At 70.9% G+C, this 17,561-nt stretch carries 17 protein-coding genes and 1 tRNA gene; 17 read left to right on the forward strand and 1 reads right to left on the reverse strand.

Features of this window, described 5'->3' with window-relative positions:
* Positions 1-1,150: 1,150 nt before the first annotated feature.
* The 17 genes from KY469_07565 (at position 1,151) to KY469_07645 (ending at position 15,373) form a co-directional block, all read left to right on the forward strand.
* Positions 1,151-1,918 (forward strand): segregation/condensation protein A, encoded by a 768-nt coding sequence (locus tag KY469_07565; GenBank protein ID MBW3662941.1) that lies wholly within the window; start codon positions 1,151-1,153, stop codon positions 1,916-1,918.
* Complete coding sequence (gene scpB, locus KY469_07570) at positions 1,915-2,784, forward strand: SMC-Scp complex subunit ScpB (GenBank protein ID MBW3662942.1); 870 nt, start codon at positions 1,915-1,917, stop codon at positions 2,782-2,784. Before KY469_07565 ends, scpB begins: the two co-directional genes overlap by 4 nt.
* Positions 2,785-2,804: 20 nt before the next feature.
* A complete protein-coding gene (locus KY469_07575) occupies positions 2,805-3,557 on the forward strand; it encodes an rRNA pseudouridine synthase (protein ID MBW3662943.1) in 753 nt (250 codons plus the stop codon).
* A 286-nt stretch (positions 3,558-3,843) separates the two neighbouring features.
* The gene (gene aroH / locus KY469_07580; protein ID MBW3662944.1) at positions 3,844-4,218 is read left to right on the forward strand and encodes a chorismate mutase; all 375 of its coding nucleotides are present in this window, start codon (positions 3,844-3,846) and stop codon (positions 4,216-4,218) included.
* A 171-nt stretch (positions 4,219-4,389) separates the two neighbouring features.
* Complete coding sequence (locus KY469_07585; protein MBW3662945.1) at positions 4,390-5,499, forward strand: prephenate dehydrogenase/arogenate dehydrogenase family protein; 1,110 nt, start codon at positions 4,390-4,392, stop codon at positions 5,497-5,499.
* 177 nt (positions 5,500-5,676) lie between these two features.
* A complete protein-coding gene (aroA, locus tag KY469_07590; protein ID MBW3662946.1) occupies positions 5,677-6,996 on the forward strand; it encodes a 3-phosphoshikimate 1-carboxyvinyltransferase in 1,320 nt (439 codons plus the stop codon).
* Entirely contained in the window at positions 6,993-8,993 is a 2,001-nt protein-coding gene (gene der / locus KY469_07595) for a ribosome biogenesis GTPase Der (protein MBW3662947.1), read from the forward strand. The genes aroA and der overlap by 4 nt, the downstream gene beginning before the upstream one ends.
* 82 nt (positions 8,994-9,075) lie before the next feature.
* Positions 9,076-9,149 (forward strand) — tRNA-Pro (locus KY469_07600).
* A gap of 44 nt (positions 9,150-9,193) precedes the next feature.
* Complete coding sequence (locus tag KY469_07605) at positions 9,194-9,838, forward strand: CDP-alcohol phosphatidyltransferase family protein (protein MBW3662948.1); 645 nt, start codon at positions 9,194-9,196, stop codon at positions 9,836-9,838.
* Positions 9,839-9,868: 30 nt separating this feature from the next.
* Positions 9,869-10,255 carry a glycine cleavage system protein GcvH gene (gene gcvH, locus KY469_07610; protein MBW3662949.1) on the forward strand — a complete coding sequence of 129 codons (387 nt, stop codon included), beginning with the start codon at positions 9,869-9,871 and terminating at the stop codon, positions 10,253-10,255.
* Between the two features lie 117 nt (positions 10,256-10,372).
* Complete coding sequence (locus KY469_07615) at positions 10,373-10,846, forward strand: zinc-ribbon and FHA domain-containing protein (GenBank protein ID MBW3662950.1); 474 nt, start codon at positions 10,373-10,375, stop codon at positions 10,844-10,846.
* Complete coding sequence (locus tag KY469_07620) at positions 10,843-11,592, forward strand: MerR family transcriptional regulator (protein MBW3662951.1); 750 nt, start codon at positions 10,843-10,845, stop codon at positions 11,590-11,592. The genes KY469_07615 and KY469_07620 overlap by 4 nt, the downstream gene beginning before the upstream one ends.
* Positions 11,589-12,707 carry a serine hydrolase gene (locus KY469_07625; protein MBW3662952.1) on the forward strand — a complete coding sequence of 373 codons (1,119 nt, stop codon included), beginning with the start codon at positions 11,589-11,591 and terminating at the stop codon, positions 12,705-12,707. Before KY469_07620 ends, KY469_07625 begins: the two co-directional genes overlap by 4 nt.
* On the forward strand, positions 12,704-13,279 hold the full coding sequence (gene hpt / locus KY469_07630; GenBank protein MBW3662953.1) for a hypoxanthine phosphoribosyltransferase: 576 nt from the start codon (positions 12,704-12,706) through the stop codon (positions 13,277-13,279). The genes KY469_07625 and hpt overlap by 4 nt, the downstream gene beginning before the upstream one ends.
* Before the next feature lie 41 nt (positions 13,280-13,320).
* The gene (locus KY469_07635) at positions 13,321-13,824 is read left to right on the forward strand and encodes a bifunctional nuclease family protein (protein ID MBW3662954.1); all 504 of its coding nucleotides are present in this window, start codon (positions 13,321-13,323) and stop codon (positions 13,822-13,824) included.
* A gap of 475 nt (positions 13,825-14,299) precedes the next feature.
* The gene (locus tag KY469_07640; protein MBW3662955.1) at positions 14,300-14,788 is read left to right on the forward strand and encodes a MerR family transcriptional regulator; all 489 of its coding nucleotides are present in this window, start codon (positions 14,300-14,302) and stop codon (positions 14,786-14,788) included.
* Positions 14,789-14,806: 18 nt separating this feature from the next.
* Positions 14,807-15,373 (forward strand): hypothetical protein, encoded by a 567-nt coding sequence (locus KY469_07645; protein ID MBW3662956.1) that lies wholly within the window; start codon positions 14,807-14,809, stop codon positions 15,371-15,373.
* Between the two features lie 6 nt (positions 15,374-15,379).
* On the opposite strand, the gene KY469_07650 is transcribed toward KY469_07645, so the two are convergent.
* Complete coding sequence (locus KY469_07650; protein MBW3662957.1) at positions 15,380-17,338, reverse strand: aconitate hydratase; 1,959 nt, start codon at positions 17,336-17,338, stop codon at positions 15,380-15,382.
* Positions 17,339-17,561 lie beyond the last annotated feature (223 nt).

The following is a 17,561-nucleotide window of genomic DNA, read 5'->3' on the forward strand; positions in this document are numbered from 1 at the left end:
CGACCTCAAGGGTAGGCCACACACGCCGATTGGCGGATCCGTGGCGATCCGGAGGGTCGGTGGAGGCGGTGCGGCCACGGTCGAGCTCGGGATCGGGGCCCAGCCACGGCCCGCCGCCGTCAGTCCCGGCGGGCCGCGATCACGCGGCGCCGGCGCTGCCTCCCCCGCTTCCGATCAAGCCATAGAAGTCGATGTATCGGTACGTCGATGGATCGCTCCATCGATGCATCGATAGATCTTCTCCACGCCTAGGAGGCCCCGCTCCTGCTTTGTTGAGGGACCTCGAGGGTGGGGAGTCGTCCGGGGCTCGCCGTCGCGGGGGCGTCGACCCCGGGCTGCCCGATCGCCGCACCGGGGCCGCGCGAACCTCAGCGCGGATCCCCACGCTGGGATCCCGACCCGAGGCCGCAGCGCGCGGGTCGACGCTCGGGCCCGACGCACGACGACGAGGCCCGCGTCGGCGGCGGTCCTCGCGGGGGCGGGAGGGGAGCAGCCACCAGCTCCGCGGGCGACCCGGGCGGGGCGGGCCATGCCGCGCCACTGGGCCGGAGGGAACGCCGACCCGTGTCAGCGGAGGGCCGGGGGGTGCCTGCTGGCTCTCCTCGAATGAACGTCTTCATCGGGAGATGGATAAATAGCTGAAGAGATGAAGAGGTGAATCGATAAATCGAGGAAGGCTCTTCGCCAGGCCGGAGTCGGCCTGTAGCTGCGGAGAGGACGCCGGTGCTCGATCGCCGGACCGTGGCACCGCGTGAACTCCGCGTGGACCCACACATCGAGATCCCGACCCTCGGCCGCGGCGCGGCGGGCCGACCGCCGGGCCGACACCACGACGACGAGGCCCGCGTCGGCAGCGGTGGTCGCGTCCGGGGGCCGGGCCACCAGCTCGGCGGAGACCGAGCGGGGGAGCGCCGTGCCGCGCTACCGCGAGGTCGGCCCGCGTCACCGGAGGTCGGAGGAGCGTCTGCGGGTGCCTCTCGATGAACATCTACATCACCAGATCTACAACTCGATGAAACGATAAGTCGATAGAACGAGAAAGCCTCTCAACCGCACTGAAGTGGCCGGTAGCTGCGAGAGGACGGCGGTGCTCGCGGGGCCAGCGGCACCGTGTGTACCCTCCGGCGCAACCACCACGGACCGGAGCGGCATGACGTACGAGGTTCGGATCGCCGCGTTCGAGGGTCCGTTCGACCTGCTGTGGCAGCTCATCGCGCGCCGGAAGGTGGACGTCCACGAGGTCGATCTCGCCGACATCACGGCGGATTTCATCGCGCACCTCGGCGATCTCGAGCAGCTCGACCTCGAGACCGCGACCCGGTTCCTGGTCGTGGCGGCCACGCTCATCGAGCTCAAGGCGCTGCGGTTGCTGCCCGAGCCCGACGAGCAGGTGGAAGAGCTGCTCGGCGAGGCGCGGGACCTGCTGTACGCGCGGCTGCTGGAGTACCGTGCGGTTCGCGGAGCGGCCGCGATAGTGCAGGAGCGGTGGCAGGCCCACGGCGACCGCTACGGTCGGTTCGCGACCCTCGAACCGCGCTTCCGTCGTCTCACCCCCGCCGCGCCCCTGCCTCTCGACGCGTCCGGACTCGCCGCCTTGGCTGCCGCCGCGCTGCGTCCCCGGCCCACCCCCACGATCGACCTCCAGCACGTCCACCAGGCCTCCCTGTCGATCCGGGAAGCGGCTGCCTCGCTGCTGCGGTGGCTGCGAGACGACCGGGCGGCCGAGCTCGACGAGCTCGTCGAGGGTCGCAGCCTGGCGGACCGCATCGCCTTCTTCCTCGCTCTGCTCGAGCTGTACAAGCTGGATCAGGTGGATCTCACCCAGGAGGGCGTCCGCGGCCCCATCGGGGTGCGTCGGCGAGCCGACGCGCCTGCCGCCAGCCTCGCGGTCGTCGGTGGCGACGAGCTGTCCGCGTGAGCTCGACGAACCGCCAGCAGGCGCTCGAAGCGGTGCTGTTCGTCGCGGACGAGCCGCTCGACGAGGCCACCTTGTCACGCGTCCTCGAGGTCGGCCTGGACGAGATCGCGACGCTGTTGCGGCAGCTGCAGGCGCAGCTGGAGGCCGAGGAGCGGGGTTTGCTGCTCACGGAGGCGGCGGGTGGGTGGCGCCTCTACACGGCGCCGGCCGTTGCGGAGGCGGTGGAGCGGTACGTGCTCGACGGCCGGACCGGTCGTCTGAGCCAGGCGGCGCTCGAGACGTTGGCCGTGGTGGCCTACAAACAGCCCGTCGCCCGTCAGGACATCGCGGACATCCGCGGCGTCAACCCCGACGGGGCGTTGCGCACCTTGGTCAGTCGGGACCTCGTCGAGGAGGTGGGGCGCGATCCGGGGCCGGGTCAGGCCATCCTCTACGGCACGACCCGCGGGTTCCTCGAGAAGCTGGGGCTGCGCGACATCGGCGAGCTGCCGCCGTTGGCGGAGTTCCTTGCGGACACCCCGGCACCCGACGAGCCTCTGCCGGGTGACCTCCGCGAGGCGAGACGCCGCATCGCTGCGGGTGAGGAACTGCCGGCGACGGGCCGGGGCCGGTGGGCGCCGGATGCCCGCCCGCACGCGGATGAGGCCGAGATCGCGCGCCTGACCGACGCCCTCGATCAGGCGGCCCGCTCGGCGAGCAAGCGGCTACGTGAGGCCATGGCGGCGACGGAGGACCCCACCGACGAGGCCGACTCCGACGCGGCTGGTGCCGATGACGCGTCCGCGCCCGACGGTGGCAAGACAGAGGCCGATCACCCGGCGGGGACGGCGGAGCACGACGACGCCGCAGGCGAGCGTCCCTCGTGAGTGCGGAACGCCTCCAGAAGATGTTGGCGGCAGCCGGCGTCGCGTCCCGCCGCGCCAGCGAAGAGCTCATCGCGGACGGCCGGGTGACCGTCGATGGTCGCGTGGCCACGTTGGGCGACAAGGCGGACCCGACGGAGGCGGAGATCCGCGTCGACGGCGAGCGCGTCAACGTCCGCCCCGACCTCGTCTACGTGGCGCTCAACAAGCCACAGGGAGTGGTCACCACGGCCGACGATCCGGAGGGCCGGCCCACCTTCGTGGACCTCGTGAACCTGCCACAGCGGTTGTTCCCCGTGGGCCGGCTGGACAAGGACACCGAGGGGCTGTTGCTCCTCACCAACGACGGGGACCTCGCGCACAAGCTGATGCACCCCTCCTACGAGGTCCCACGGGTGTACCTCGCCCTGATCAGGGGGGACGTCAGACGCCCGACGCTCGACGCACTGCGGGACGGCGTCGAGCTCGAGGACGGACCGGCCCGGCCGCGCAGTGTCCGTCTCGTCGATCACAACGCGGGCCGGACCCTGCTCGAGATCGTCCTGACCGAGGGACGCAACCGCGAGGTGCGCCGCCTCGTCGGAGGGGTCGGCCTGATGCTCGAGCGCCTCGCGAGAGTGGGCTACGGCGGGGTCGAGCTGGGTGAGCTCCGACAGGGCAAGTGGCGTTTCCTGACCCAGCCCGAGATCGGTCAGCTCTTCGCCGCGGTGGAGGACGGGGCGTCCGGCGGCCCACGGCGTGGGCGAGAGGGACGATCGCGGCGGGGTCGACGATGATGGTCCAGGTGGGAGCCCTGGTGCAAGTGGAGGGATCGATATACCGACTGGCCGACTCAGCGATAAGTCGATATATCGGTTCAGCGCTTATCGGTTCCGCGCTCATCGGTTCGACGACGGGAGGCGGAGGATCTGTGGCGCGGGGTTCGAGCGCGTCCCCCGGACGCTGCACCAGCCTCGCGCCGCGCGTGGCCGCTCGCGTCCGCGGTACGGGCGGAGCTGGTGACGGGCCGGGTCCGCAGGCGCGGGCGCCTCGGCGCGTCGATCCACGAGCGGGGGGGCTGGGGTGAGCGCAGGGGAGCGGGTCCGAGCGATACGTGGGGCGACGACGCTCGAGCGCGACGAACGCGGCCACCTGATCGCGCGCACCCAGGAGCTGATGGCGGCGGTGCTCGAGCGCAACGCGCTTACCGAGGACGACCTGATCAGCCTCGTGTTCACCGCGACCGAGGACATCCGCTCCGCCTTCCCGGCGGAGGCCGCTCGGGAGGCGGGGACGACCCACGTCCCGCTGCTGTGCGCCCGCGAGCTGGCGGTCGAGACGGGCATCGCCCGGTGCGTCCGGGTCCTCGTGCACTGCTACACGACCCGGGGCCCGACCGAGCTGCGGCACGTCTACCTGCACGGGGCCCGCCAGCTGCGCACGGACCTGCCGGAGTGAGCACCGAGCAGGGTCGCCGATGGCGCTGGCAGGCTCCGGAGCGGTCACGGACCTCGCCGGGTGCCCTCGTGGGGTACCGGAGTGACCCGCGGGGCCGTTGCGTGCCTCAGCATCGATCTGGGCGCGTCCTCGCAGGTGGCGCGTCAGGGGCGGGCCGGGAGGAGGACGCGGGTGGCTGACTCCTCGCTGGGGCGGATCACCGTGATCGGGTGCGGCCTGATGGGCGGCTCCTTCGCGCTGGCCGCCGGCACCGTGCCCGGCGTAGAGGCCGTGACCATCGTCGACCGCCGTGCAGCGGTCGTCGAGCGGGCACGCGAACTCGGTGTCGGGACGCATTGGACCACCGACGTCGCTGGAGCCGTGGCGGACGCCGACCTGGTCGTGATCGCCACCCCGGTCCCAACCATCACCCAGGTGGCCCTCGATGCTGCGAAGTGGATGCGTAGCGGTGCACTCCTGACAGATCTTGGAAGTGTGAAGTCTAACCTTGTACTGGAGCTTGAGGCTGAGCTCCCGCCCGGAATCGCGTTCATAGGGGGCCATCCGATGGCGGGCAGCGAGGCCAGCGGGGTCGATGCGGCGGATGGAACACTCTTCCAGGGGGCGACGTACCTATTGACCCCCACCGCCGGGGTGCAGGAGACGGCGTTCGGGGTCCTGGGCGATCTGCTCCGTCAGATGGGGGCGCGGGTGCTGGCGGTCGACCCCGAGCTGCACGACCGGCTCGTCGCCGTGGTCAGCCACCTGCCCCAGGTGCTGGCCTCGCTCCTGATGGCCCACGCCGCGGACACCGCCGACGACCGTGACGCCGTGCTCGCCCTGACCGCGGGGGGGTTCCGGGACGTGACGAGGGTCGCGGCGAGCGATCCGGACCTGTGGACGGGGATCCTCCGTGAGAACCGCGTCGCGGTCCTCGAGCAGCTGATCCGCTACGCGGAACGCCTCGAGTCCCTGCGACGCCTGCTCGAGGCGGACGACGAGGAGCGACTCCACCGCTTCCTGGCCGACGCGCGGCGGGCACGGCGGTCGCTGCCACGGCGCGGCGAGGCGGCGGACCTCATCGATCTGCTCGTGCCGATCCCGGACCGGCCAGGGGCGCTGGCCGAGGTGACGACGGCGCTGGGGGAGGTCGGGGTCAACATCGAGGACCTCGCGATGCGTCACGCCAGCGACGGCGGCCGCGGCGCGATGGTCATCGCCATCGCGGGCGAGGAGGCGCTGCGTCGGGCCCAGCAGGTACTCGCCGATCGAGGCTACGCGACCCACGTCGAGGTGCGCTGAGCCGGAACGGAAGCGCGAGCACCCCGTGTCGATCTATCGATAGAACGGGTCGATGTAGCGGTAAGTCGACAAACGGCTAAAGGTCGGCTGTCGGCCCGGGGCGACCGGCACGGCACCTGGGGCGCGAGGCGGTGGGAGGTGGTGTGGCACGCTCCCACGCCAACGGCGACGGAGACGATGGTGATCGGGCCCCGGATCACGGTGCACCCGGGCGTGCTCTCGGGCGAGCTCACCGTGCCGGGGGACAAGTCGGTCGGCCACCGCGCGCTGATCCTCGGGGCACTCGTCGGGCACCCGGTCCACGTCACCAACGTGCCCAGGAGCGCCGACGTGGCCGCAACGGCGCGGGCGCTGCGCACCCTCGGCGCGGAGATCACGCTCGACGAGGCCGGGACCGGCCTGGACGGCCAGGTCACCGGGCCGCTGCGCGAGGCCTCGGATGTGCTCGGTTGCGGCAACTCGGGGACAGCTCTGCGGCTGCTGAGCGGCGTCGTGGCGGGCATCGACGGTATGGCGGTCCTCTCCGGCGACGACAGCCTGAGACGACGACCGGTCGACCGCGTCGCGGTGCCGTTGCGGGCCATGGGGGCCGAGGTCCTGGCGCGTTCGGACCGTTTCCCGCCGCTGGTCGTTCGCGGCGGCGGCTTGGTCGGTACCAGCTACGACAGCCCCGTGGCCAGCGCCCAGGTGAAGTCGTGCGTGCTCATCGCGGGTCTGGCCGCGGAGGGCACCACGGTCGTGCGGTCGCCGGCGCCGAGTCGCGACCACACCGAGCGCATGCTCGCCCACCTCGGCGTGGCCGTGAGCACGTCCGTGACCGACGTGGAGGAGGTCTCTGTCGCCGCGGGACCTCTGCGTGCGGCCCCGCTCGTCGTGCCGGGGGACCTCTCGAGCGCGGCCTTCTGGTGGGTCGGCGCCGCGATCGCGGGGACCAGCGTGACGGTGTCGGAAGTGGGCGTGAACCCACGCCGTGTCGGCGTGCTGCGAGCTCTCGAGGAGATGGGAGCGACGGTGAGCGTACGGGCACGACGCGAGGTCTCGGGGGAGTCCACCGCTGACGTCACGGTCACGGGCCGAGCGCTGGCACGTGCGGAGATCCGGGGTCAGGCGACCGTCGACGCCATCGACGAGCTCCCCGTCCTCGCCCTCGCCGGGGCGATGAGCGAGGACGGGCTCGAGGTCCGTGATGCCGCTGAGCTACGGGTCAAGGAGTCGGACCGGATCGACGCGCTCGCGGCGGCGTTCCGCAACCTGGGACTGGACCTGCAGGCACGCCCCGACGGGTTCCGGGTCCCCGGCGGACAGCGACCGCGCGGTGGGATCGTGGACGCGGCCGGCGACCACCGCATCGCGATGACGGCGGCGATCGCCGGAACCGTTGCCACCGATCCCGTCACGGTCGTCGGAGCGGACGTGATCGCCACGAGCTACCCGACGTTCCTCGAGGATCTGCGTGCGCTCGGCGGCCGGGTGCAGGTCCAGGAGACGGGTCGGTGAGCCGACGCGGTCCCATCGTCGCCATCGACGGTCCGGCGGGCTCGGGCAAGTCGACGGTCGCCCGACGGTTGGCCGAGGTGCTGGAGGTCCCCCACCTCGACACGGGGGCGTACTACCGCGCCGTGACCCTCGAGGTGCTGCGTCGCGGTGCCGCTCCGAGCGATGCCGACGCGGCGACCGAGGCGGCCGACGAGGTGCACATCGAGCGCGTCGACGACCGGACCTACCTCGACGGTGAGGACGTAGAGGACGAGATCCGGGGCCCCGATGTGACCGCGGCGGTCTCCGTGGTCTCGGCTCACCCTGGTGTCCGTGACGCCGTGATGCCGCTCCAACGGGACGCAGCGCGGATCGAGGGTGGCGTGATCGAGGGTCGCGACATCGGCACGGTCGTGCTGCCGGACGCGGATCTCAAGGTGTTCCTGACGGCGTCACCGCAGGAGCGCGCGCGACGACGCGGAGCGCAGGTGGGTACCGCGGACCTCGAAGCGGTCGAAGCGGAGCTGGTCGAGCGCGACCGACTCGATTCATCCCGTCAGGTGGCTCCGTTGGAGGCCGCCCCGGACGCGTGGCAACTCGACACCACCGACCTCGGCATCGACGAGGTCGTCGAGGCGATCGCCGAGCGCGCCCGCGCGGCCCGACGGTTGGCACCGGTCCGCGTCCACGACCGCCTCCCACGCGTCGTCGTCGTAGGCCGACCTAACGTCGGCAAGTCGACGCTCGTCAATCGCATCCTCGGTGCGCGGGTGACGATCGTCGAACGGAAGCCCGGGGTCACGCGCGACCGAACCGAGCACCTCGCACGCTGGGCGGGTCGGCCGTTCCTCGTCGTGGACACGGGCGGGTGGGAGCACGCTGCCGAGGGACTGTCCGCCGAGGTAGTCCGACAGGCGGAGCGCGCGATCGACTCCGGCGACCTCATCCTCTTCGTCGTCGACGCGAGCGTGGGTGCGCTCGAGGACGACGAGCGCTACGCCCGCCTGCTCCGACGCGCCGACCGGCCCGTCCTGCTCGTCGCGAACAAGGTCGACTCGCCCAAGCAGGAGTTGGCCATCCACGAGCTGTACGGGCTCGGGATCGGCGAACCCGTCCCCGTCTCCGCCCAGCACGGCCGAGGCGTGGGCGATCTGCTCGACCAGGTCGTCGCGACCCTCCCTCAGGGACCGGCGGAGGTCACCGACGACGACCCTCCCCGGGTCGCCATCGTCGGGCGTCCCAACGTCGGCAAGTCCTCGCTGTTCAACCGACTGCTGGGCGAGGAACGATCGATCGTGGACGCCGTGCCACACACGACTCGAGACGCGGTGGACACGACCATCGAGGTCGATGGCGAGCCGTGGGTGTTCGTCGACACCGCCGGCCTGCGTCGCCGCTATCGCACGGGTGAGGACACAGAGCTCTACAGCGTGGATCGGACCCGCCGCGCGGTCGAGGACGCCGACCTGGCCCTGTTCGTGGTCGACGCCAGCGAACCCATCGGCGAGCAGGATCAGCGGCTCGCCGCGATGGTTCGCGAAGCCGGGTGCGGCATCGTGCAGGTGTTCAACAAGTGGGACCTCGTCGACGAGGACCGCCGCTTCGCTCTGAAGCGCGAGGTCGACCGGATGCTGCACTTCGCCGCGTGGGCCCCTCGCGTGAACATCTCGGCCCTCTCGGGTCGATCCGTGCAGCGTGTTGTTCCCCAGCTGCGCACCGTCTTCGACGCGTACCGTCGCCGCGTCCCCACTGCCGAGCTCAACCGGTGGCTGGACGAGGTCACCCAGCGCCAGACGCCACCCCGCGTCGGCCAGCGCCCGCTGCGGATCCGCTACGTGACGCAGACGACCGCGAGACCGCCCCGGTTCCTGCTGTTCGCCAACAGGCCCGTGCCAGCGCCCTACCGCCGGTACCTCGAGAACCAGCTGCGCGAGCGCTACGGCTTCCCTGGCGTCCCGTTGGTGCTCGAGGAACGCAGCCGGCGGAGCCACGAGCGCCGATCCCATCCGCGGCCCTGACGTCGCCACCGATGTGGCGGGGTCCGAGACGAGCCGGTACCGTCGCGTCTCGGTCGAGCCGCTCGTTCAGGCGGCCGGACCACGGGCTGTGGCGCAGTTAGGTAGCGCACTCGTCTGGGGGGCGAGGGGTCGCCGGTTCAAGTCCGGCCAGCCCGACCGCACACCCGCACGCTGACGGCGGGCGAGACGGAGGGCCGAACGTGCGCGTGTTCGACATCGGCGCGCGTGACGGCGAGGTGGAGGTCGTCACCGACCGCATCTGGACCCTCCCGAACATCCTGTCGTTCGCCCGTATCGCGATCCTGCCCCTGGCCTTCTACGACCTGGTCCAGGACAACTTCACCCGGGCCTTCATCGTGCTGTTCATCTTCGGCAGCACCGACTGGTTCGACGGCTTCGTGGCCCGTCGGTTCGGTCAGGTGTCCAAGCTCGGCAAGCTCCTCGATCCGCTCAGCGACCGCCTGATGATCGCCTTCGTCGGCATCGGCATGATCATCGCGGGCTTGCTGCCGCTGTGGGTCGTGCTCGTCCTGGTCGGGCGCGACATCCTCCTCGTGCTGGGTGCTGCCATCTTCCTCGCGCGGGGGTCCGCGCCCCCCGCGGTCACGAGGACCGGCAAGGCGGCGACGTTCGGGCTGATGTTCGCCATCGGGTTCTTCCTGCTGGCGGCGGTCGTCTCGCCCGAAGGTCAGCTCAGCCACGAAGGTGTCCGCGCCGTGGCGTGGGTGCTGTTCGCCGTCAACGTCGTTCTCTACTACGTCGCGGCCGTTCAGTACATCGTCGCGGTGCGCCGCGGCGACGCGGTTGTCGTCGAGGACCGACCCCCCGCACAGGGCGTCGACTAGAGTCGGGCCGACCGCGATCAGGAGGGACCGGTGGCCGACGGCTCGTACCCCGAGGATCTGCGCTACACGGCGGAGCACGAGTGGGTGCGGCGGGATGGCGACACCGTCCTCGTCGGGATCACCTGGTACGCGCAGGACCAGCTCGGTGACGTCGTGTACGTCGATCTGCCGGCGTCCGGCGCCCGGGTCGAAGCCGGCCAGCCGTTCGGTGAGGTCGAGTCGACCAAGTCGGTCTCCGACCTGTTCGCTCCCATCTCGGGCACCATCAGCGAACGCAACGAGGCGCTCGAGGAGCGCCCCGAGCTCGTCAACAGCGACCCCTACGGCGAGGGCTGGATGATCCGCATCGAACCCGACGACGCCGGAGCCGTCGACGAGCTGCTGTCCGCGGACGCGTACCGCGCGAGCCTCGGGTAGCTCGTCTAGGCTCGACGCCAGCCACTTCGCGGGGTTCCACCTCAACCTGAGGTCGACCTGCGCGCTCCGGTGCCGGCCACCCGCCAGGCTGGCCCGGCGTCCGGTGATGGAGGAGCCATGTACTGCACGAGTTGCGGGCAGGAACTGCCCGACGACGCCCGCTTCTGCTCGCGTTGCGGTGCGCCGACATCCGCAGAGCAAGCCGAGCCCGGCGGCGACGCCACCACCGCCGCCATCGAGGCCGGCGTGCTGGACGAGGAGACCCCCTTCGGCGACGTGCCCGACCTCGAGCCCGGCACGGCCATGCTGGTGGTCGTGCGTGGACCGAACGCCGGCTCGCGCTACCTCGTCGATCGAGACGTCACGACGGTCGGTCGTCACCCCGACAGCCACCTCTTCCTCGACGACGTGACGGTGTCGCGTCGCCACGCCGAGGTGGTGCGGCGCGCGGACGACCTCGCTGTCCGCGACCTCGGCAGTCTCAACGGCACGTACGTCAACGGGGACCGGGTCGAGGAACGGGTCCTCCGCAGCGGCGATGAGGTGCAGATCGGTCGCTTCAAGCTGCTGTTCGTCGGAGCCGGTCGGTGAAGGCGCTCACGATCGGTGAGGTCCTCAACCGTCTGAAGGACGAGTTCGAGGACATCACGATCAGCAAGATCCGCTACCTCGAATCCGAGGGCCTCATCAACCCAGACCGCACCGACTCCGGCTACCGCAAGTTCACCGATCAGGACATCGAGCGTCTCCGCTACGTCCTCCGCGCACAGCGCGACCGCTACCTCCCGCTGAAGGTGATCAAGGACGAGCTCGACCGCATCGACGCGGGGCTACCTGTCGATGCCGACCCGGCTGAACCCGACCCCGCGGAGGTCACGGCACTCCGACCCGAACCCGCCCCGATGACCGAGGCGACGGCGGCTCCCGCGGCGGAGACACCGCCCCAGACCGTCCTCGATGCGGGTCCGACCGACGTGAGCCTGACACTGCGCGAGCTGTGCGACTCCTCGGGACTCGAGGAAGGCGATCTGCGTCAGCTCGCCGAGCACGGACTCGTGCGCCGCGAACCGCCCTACGACGGCGACGACCTGGCGGTCGCACGGGCCGCGTCGTCGTTGATGGAGCTCGGGCTCGAAGCCCGCCACCTACGCATGTACCGCCAGTTCGCCGAGCGTGAGGTGGCGTTGTGCGAGCAGCTCGTCTCGCCGCTGCTGCGGCAACGCAACCCCGACAGCCGCCGTACCGCTGGCGAGCAGCTCGAGCAGCTCGCCCAGCACGGAAGGTCCCTGCACCGCTCGCTCCTCGGTCGTGAGCTTCGAGGTTTGCTGCGGTCATGAGCACGACCCTCGCGCTCGCGGTGCTGCTCGCCCTCACCGCCCAGCCGGATCTGCCCGCCTGGCCCGAACCGCCGCCGGTGTCGGCCAGCGCCTACGTGGTCGTCGACGTCGCCACGGGGCAGCAACTGGCCGCCCGCGAGGCGGATCGACTGCGCCCCGTCGCCTCGACCATCAAGATCCTCACGGCGCTGTCGGTTCTGCGACGGGCCCGGCTGGACGAGGTCGTCACCGTCGGGGAGGAGGTCGAAACCGCCGCTGGCGCCGGGGTCGGACTTCAGCCGGGGGACCAGTGGACCGTCGAGCAGCTCCTGCAGGCGATGATCGCGCGCAGCGGGAACGACGCCGCGGTCGCGCTCGCCGCGCACGTCGGCGGGTCCGTCGACCGTTTCGTCGGGCTCATGCGTGCGGATGCCGGATCGATGGGGCTCGAGGGCATCCAGCTCGACGATCCGACCGGCCTCAGCGATCGCAACCGCCTGTCCGCCCGCCACCTCGCCGCACTCGCACGTGCCGCACTCGCCGACCCCGAGTTCCGACGGGTCAGCACCCTGGCGAGCGTCGATCTGCCCCGCGGGGGTCCACAGACCACACGGAACCTGCTGCTCCTGAACTACCCCGATGCGACCGGGATCAAGACCGGCCAGACGGCGGCGGCTGGGTGGTCGATCGTCGGATCGGCCGAGCGTCGGGACCGCGAGGTCGTCGCCGTGGTCCTCGACGCTGCCGGCGACGAGGACCGGTTCACGGACGCCGCTGCGTTGCTGACCCACGGCCTCGACGCGTTCCACAACGTGTCGCTCTCGTCCTCGTTGCGACTGCGTGATCCCGGTGGCTGGATCGACCTGGCCCCGGACCTCGAGCCGGTCGTCACGGTTCCCGTCGGGGCGCGCCCCGCGATCGGTGCCATCGGTATGCCCATCGAGACCGACGTCGAGGAGATCGCCGTCGAGGCGCACATCGACGAGGTGAAGGTCAGCTCGTGGGTCGTGCGTCCGAAGAGCACCGACCTCGAGCCCAACGCCGTCACCGCCGAGGCGAGCATCGGGTGGTGGCTGTGGGATCGTGCGTACGCTGCCATGCGAGCGACGACAGCGGCAGAGGAGTGGCCACGGTGAGCCCGGTGGAGGTCCGGATCCCGCCGGACCTCCTCCGCGGCCGTGTGGCCGAACTGGGCGCCGACATCACCGACGCCTACCGCGGGACCCAGCCTCTGCTGCTCTCCCTGCTGCACGGCTCCGCGGTGTTCCTCGCTGACCTAGTCCGCGAGGTACCGCTCGCGCTGACCGTCGACTTCCTCGCGATCACCCGCTACGAGCAGGGCGGCGGACGCGCACGCATCGTGAAGGATCTCGACGTCGACATCCGCGATCGACACGTGCTCATCGTCGAGGACATCGTCGACACCGGCCTGCGGCTGGGCTACCTGCTGCAGGTCCTGGCCATGCGCTCACCGGCGTCACTGCGCATCTGTGCCTTCCTCGATCGGCGGGTGCGTCGCATCGCCGAGCTGCCGTTGGACTGGGTGGGGTTCGAGGTCGGAGACGAGTACCTCGTCGGCTACGGGCTCGATCTCGACGGACGCCTCCGTCACGTGCCGGCGGTGCTCGCGGTACACGACCGGGACGCCATCGCGGCAGATCCCGAGGGCGCGGTCGCCGCTGCTCTCTCGCGATCCGGACGCACCTGAACCGTCGGGTAGCCTCCCCGCACGCGCAGACGGAGCACCGGTTGATCGAGTTGGAACTCGTCGGGGTTCGGGTCGAACTCCCCGCCAACCAGCCCATCGTGCTGCTGAAGGAGAAGACCGGCTCGCGCTACCTGCCCATCTGGATCGGGGCTGTCGAGGCCACCGCCATCGCGTTCGCGCTCCAGGGGGTCGAGACGCCTCGGCCCCTCACGCACGACCTGTTCGTCGACGTGATGGAGCAGCTGGGCGTCCAGCTCGAGGCGGTCCACGTCACCGAGCTTCGCGAGGGCACGTTCTACGCGGAGCTGCACCTCAGCCAGGGCGAGCGCAGCTACACCATCTCGTCGCGCCCCTCGGACGCCATCGCGCTCGCCAGCCGGCTCGACGCGGTCCCCATCTTCGGTGCCGAGGACGTCCTCGAGGAGGCGGGGCTGGAGATCGAGACCCGTGACGAGGACGGCGCCGAGATCGATGCGGACGAGGAGCTGCGCCAGTTCCGCGAGTTCCTCGACGAGGTCAGGCCCGAGGACTTCCGCGACCACTGATCTTGGCGACGGCGCATCCGCGCCGTCGATGCGGCCGTCGTGCTCCCCTCGCCGCCGAGAGCGCGGTCTCGGCGGCTCTCTCCGCAGGGGGACCCGGGCCCACCTCCCGGCCTCCTAGAGCGCGGTCTCGGCGGCTCTCCCTGTAGGGGGACCCGGTGGCTCAACCGCTGGTTCCTGAGGCGTACGGCACGCACCTGCCAGCATCGGGACGCTGCCGGTGGAGCGGCGCAGTGGGGGTGCGCTCCACCTCGGGGAGGCCGGTCACGGAGCGTGGTCGGGGTGGAGCGGGGGAGGGGGGTGGTGCTCCACGAACGTTGACTCGGGCCCCGCCGAGCCGTAGCCTCAGTGACGTAAGTACGGCTGTGTGACCCGCCGGCCGGCGCCCTCACCGGCCGCGGGATCCGGAGCCACGGGATCCGGAGCCACGGGATCTGGAGACGGAGAGACGGCCATGGCGGGCACCGATGAACGGCAGATGCGCCTCGACGTGGGCGACGAGGAGCGCGGCTACCGCGGTCCGGTCGTCATCAAGATCGTGGGCATCACCTACCGCCAGCTCGACTACTGGGCGCGCACCGGGCTCGCCGTCCCCAGCGTCCGCGAGGCCAAGGGGTCGGGGACCCAGCGGCTGTACTCGTTCGCTGACGTGGTCGAGCTACGCGTGATCAAGCGACTGCTCGATGCGGGCGTGACCCTCCAGCGTGTCCGTGAGGTCGTCGACGAGCTGCGGCGCAGGGGGCGCAGTCTCGCCGACGTCACGCTCGTGGCGGACGACACCAGCGTCTACGCGGTCGAGGACGACGCCCAGGTCGTCGACGTCCTCCGTCGCGGCCAGGGTGTGTTCGCGATCGCGCTCGGACCGATCGTCGACGAGCTACGCGGCGAGGTCACCGCGTTCCCCTCGGAGCCCCTCACCGCGGCGGTGGCGGACGCGGTCGACGAGGCCACCGAGACCGGCAGCTGACCCGGAACCAGGAGCGACGTGGGCGAGCCCGCCGCCGTACCTCACCAGATCCCGCCGGTCCGCCCGGCGGACGCCCCTGCCGCGCCGGACGGCTCCGATCGCTCCATCGGTGAGCTCCGCCGCCCCGCCCCGGCCGCCGTCCGTGGTCCTGCGGCAGGCGTGCCCGACGTCGCGGACCTCGGGTTGACCGATCTGCTCGCGGCGGGACCGATCGGACGCGTCCCGGGCAGGATGCTGCCCAGCGAGCGCATCAGGTTCCAGCACCGTTCCGAGCTGCGGTTCGCGCGCCTGCTCGACTTCTACGGCATCGCGTGGGAGTACGAACCCGACGAGTTCCCCATCGAGTGGGACCACGACCAGTGGCCGACGCGGTGGTTCCGCCCGGACTTCTACCTCCCGGCGTTCGACACCTACATCGAGATCACGACGTCGGCGCAGCGCCTGGTGACGAAGAAGAACCGCAAGCTGCGGCTACTCCGGGAGCACCACCCCGGGGTGCGCTGCAAGCTGTTCTACCAACGCGACTACCTCGAGCTGGTGCGGCGGTTCGGCCTCGACGACGACCTCGACGGCGAGGACGAGTGAGTCCCCTCACCTCCCGAGACGGTCCTTCATCCAGTCGATGATCCCACCGGCGAGCAGCACCGCGACCTGCCGCTCGGACAACCGGTGCCGGGCGCTGAACGATCGCCCTCTGGTCGTGTTCTCGATCCTGACCTCGACACCGTTGGCGATCGCGTCCCGCACACCCTCGATGCGGAGCACGTCCCCGTCCGCGAGCTCCTCGTACTCGGTCTCGTCATCGAACTCCAGGGGCAGCACCCCGAAGTTGACGAGGTTCTGCCAGTGGATGCGGGCGTAGTCCTTCGTGATGACCAAGCGCAGGCCGAGGTAGCGCGGCGCCAACGCCGCGTGCTCCCGTGACGAGCCCTGCCCGTAGTTCTTGCCGCCGACCACCGCGTGGTCGCCGATCGCCTTCGCACGGTCGTGGTAGGTCGGGGCGATGATGTCGAACGAGAACCGGCTGATCTCGGGGATGTTGCTGCGGAACGGCAGGACCCGAGTGCCCGCCGGCAGGATCTCGTCGGTGGACACGTCGTCACCGACCTTCAGCAGGATGGGCAGCTCAAGATCATCGGGCAGCGGCTCCATCGGCGGGATGGACGAGATGTTGGGGCCCTTGCGCAGCTCGACCTCGCGCGCTTCCTCGGGCGGTGGCGGTGCGAGCAACATCTCGGTGTTGATGATGATGTCGTCGGGCTCGACCACCCTCGGGTAGGCGACGCCGAAGCGGTCCTCGAGTTCCCGCGGATCGGTGACGACGCCGGTGAGCGCGGACGCGGTCGCCGTCTCGGGGCTGCAGAGGTGGACCTTGTCCTCACGCGTGCCCGAGCGTCCCGGGAAGTTACGCGGGACCGTACGCAGGCTGATCTCGTCCGTGGCCGGGGCCTGGCCCATCCCGATGCAACCGTTGCAGCCGGCCTGGTGGATGCGCGCCCCGGCCTGGAGCAGCGACAACAGGTGACCGTCGCGCGTGAGGTTCTGCAGGATCTGGCGCGATGTGGGGTTGACGTCGAAGCTGACACGTCCGACCGTGGGGCGCCCGACGGCGCGACAGATCTCGGCGGCGACGGCGAAGTCGCGGTAGCCGGGGTTGGCCGACGAGCCGATGTAGGCCTGAGCGATTGGCTGTCCCGCGACCTCACGGACCGGCACGACGTTGCCCGGGGACGTCGGCAGCGCGATCAGCGGTTCGAGCTCCGACAGGTCGATCTCGGTCTCCTCGTCGTACTCCGCGTCGGGGTCGGCGACCAGCTCGGTCCAGTCCTCGGCGCGACCCTGCCGGGTCAGGAACCGCTGCACCTCCGCGTCGGAGGGGAACACCGTCGTCGTCGCGCCGAGCTCCGCGCCCATGTTCGCGATGACGTGGCGGTCCATGCACGACAGGGTCTCGAGGCCGGGGCCGTGGTACTCGATGACCTTCCCCACGCCACCGTCCACGCCGTGACGCCGCAGCATCTCGAGGATGACGTCCTTGGCGGAGACCCAGTCCGGGAGCTCGCCGATCAGGCGCACCCCCCAGATCCGCGGCATCTTGATCCGAAGAGGCTCGCCCGCCATCGCCAGCGCGACGTCGAGCCCACCTGAGCCGACCGCGAACATCCCGATCGCCCCCGCTGCCGGGGTGTGACTGTCCGAGCCGGCCATCGTCCTACCCGGCTTGCCGAACCGCTCCTGGTGCACGGGGTGGCTGACGCCGTTGCCCGGGCGGCTGTACCACAGCCCGAAGCGCTCGCAGGCGGACTTCAGGAAGAGGTGGTCGTCGGGGTTCTTGTGGTCCTCCTGGATCAGGTTGTGATCGACGTACTGGGCGGATAGCTCGGTCTCGACCCGCTCCAGCCCCATCGCCTCGAGCTCGAGCATCACGAGCGTGCCGGTGGCGTCCTGCGTCAGCGTCTGATCGATCCGCAGGCCGACGGGCGAGCCCGGCTCCGGGGTCCCCTCGACGAGGTGCTCCTCGATGATCTTGCGCGCGACGCTGTGGCCCACGGTCTTCCTCCGACGACGGGGTGCGCTCCGACCCTACTAGTTCTGGGCGACGGTGCATCCGCACCGTCGATGGGGCGTTCACGGTCCCTCCGCGGCCGAGAGCGCGGTCTGTGCCGGGCGACGCCGCATCCGCGTCGTCGATGGGGGCGTTCCCGGTTCCTCCGCGGCCGAGAGCGCGGTCTCGGCCGCTCGGGACGTAGGGGGATCCCCCGTGGTCTGCTGG

It is taken from the genome of Actinomycetota bacterium (genome assembly GCA_019347575.1).
Lineage (GTDB): Bacteria > Actinomycetota > Nitriliruptoria > Nitriliruptorales > Nitriliruptoraceae > JAHWKY01.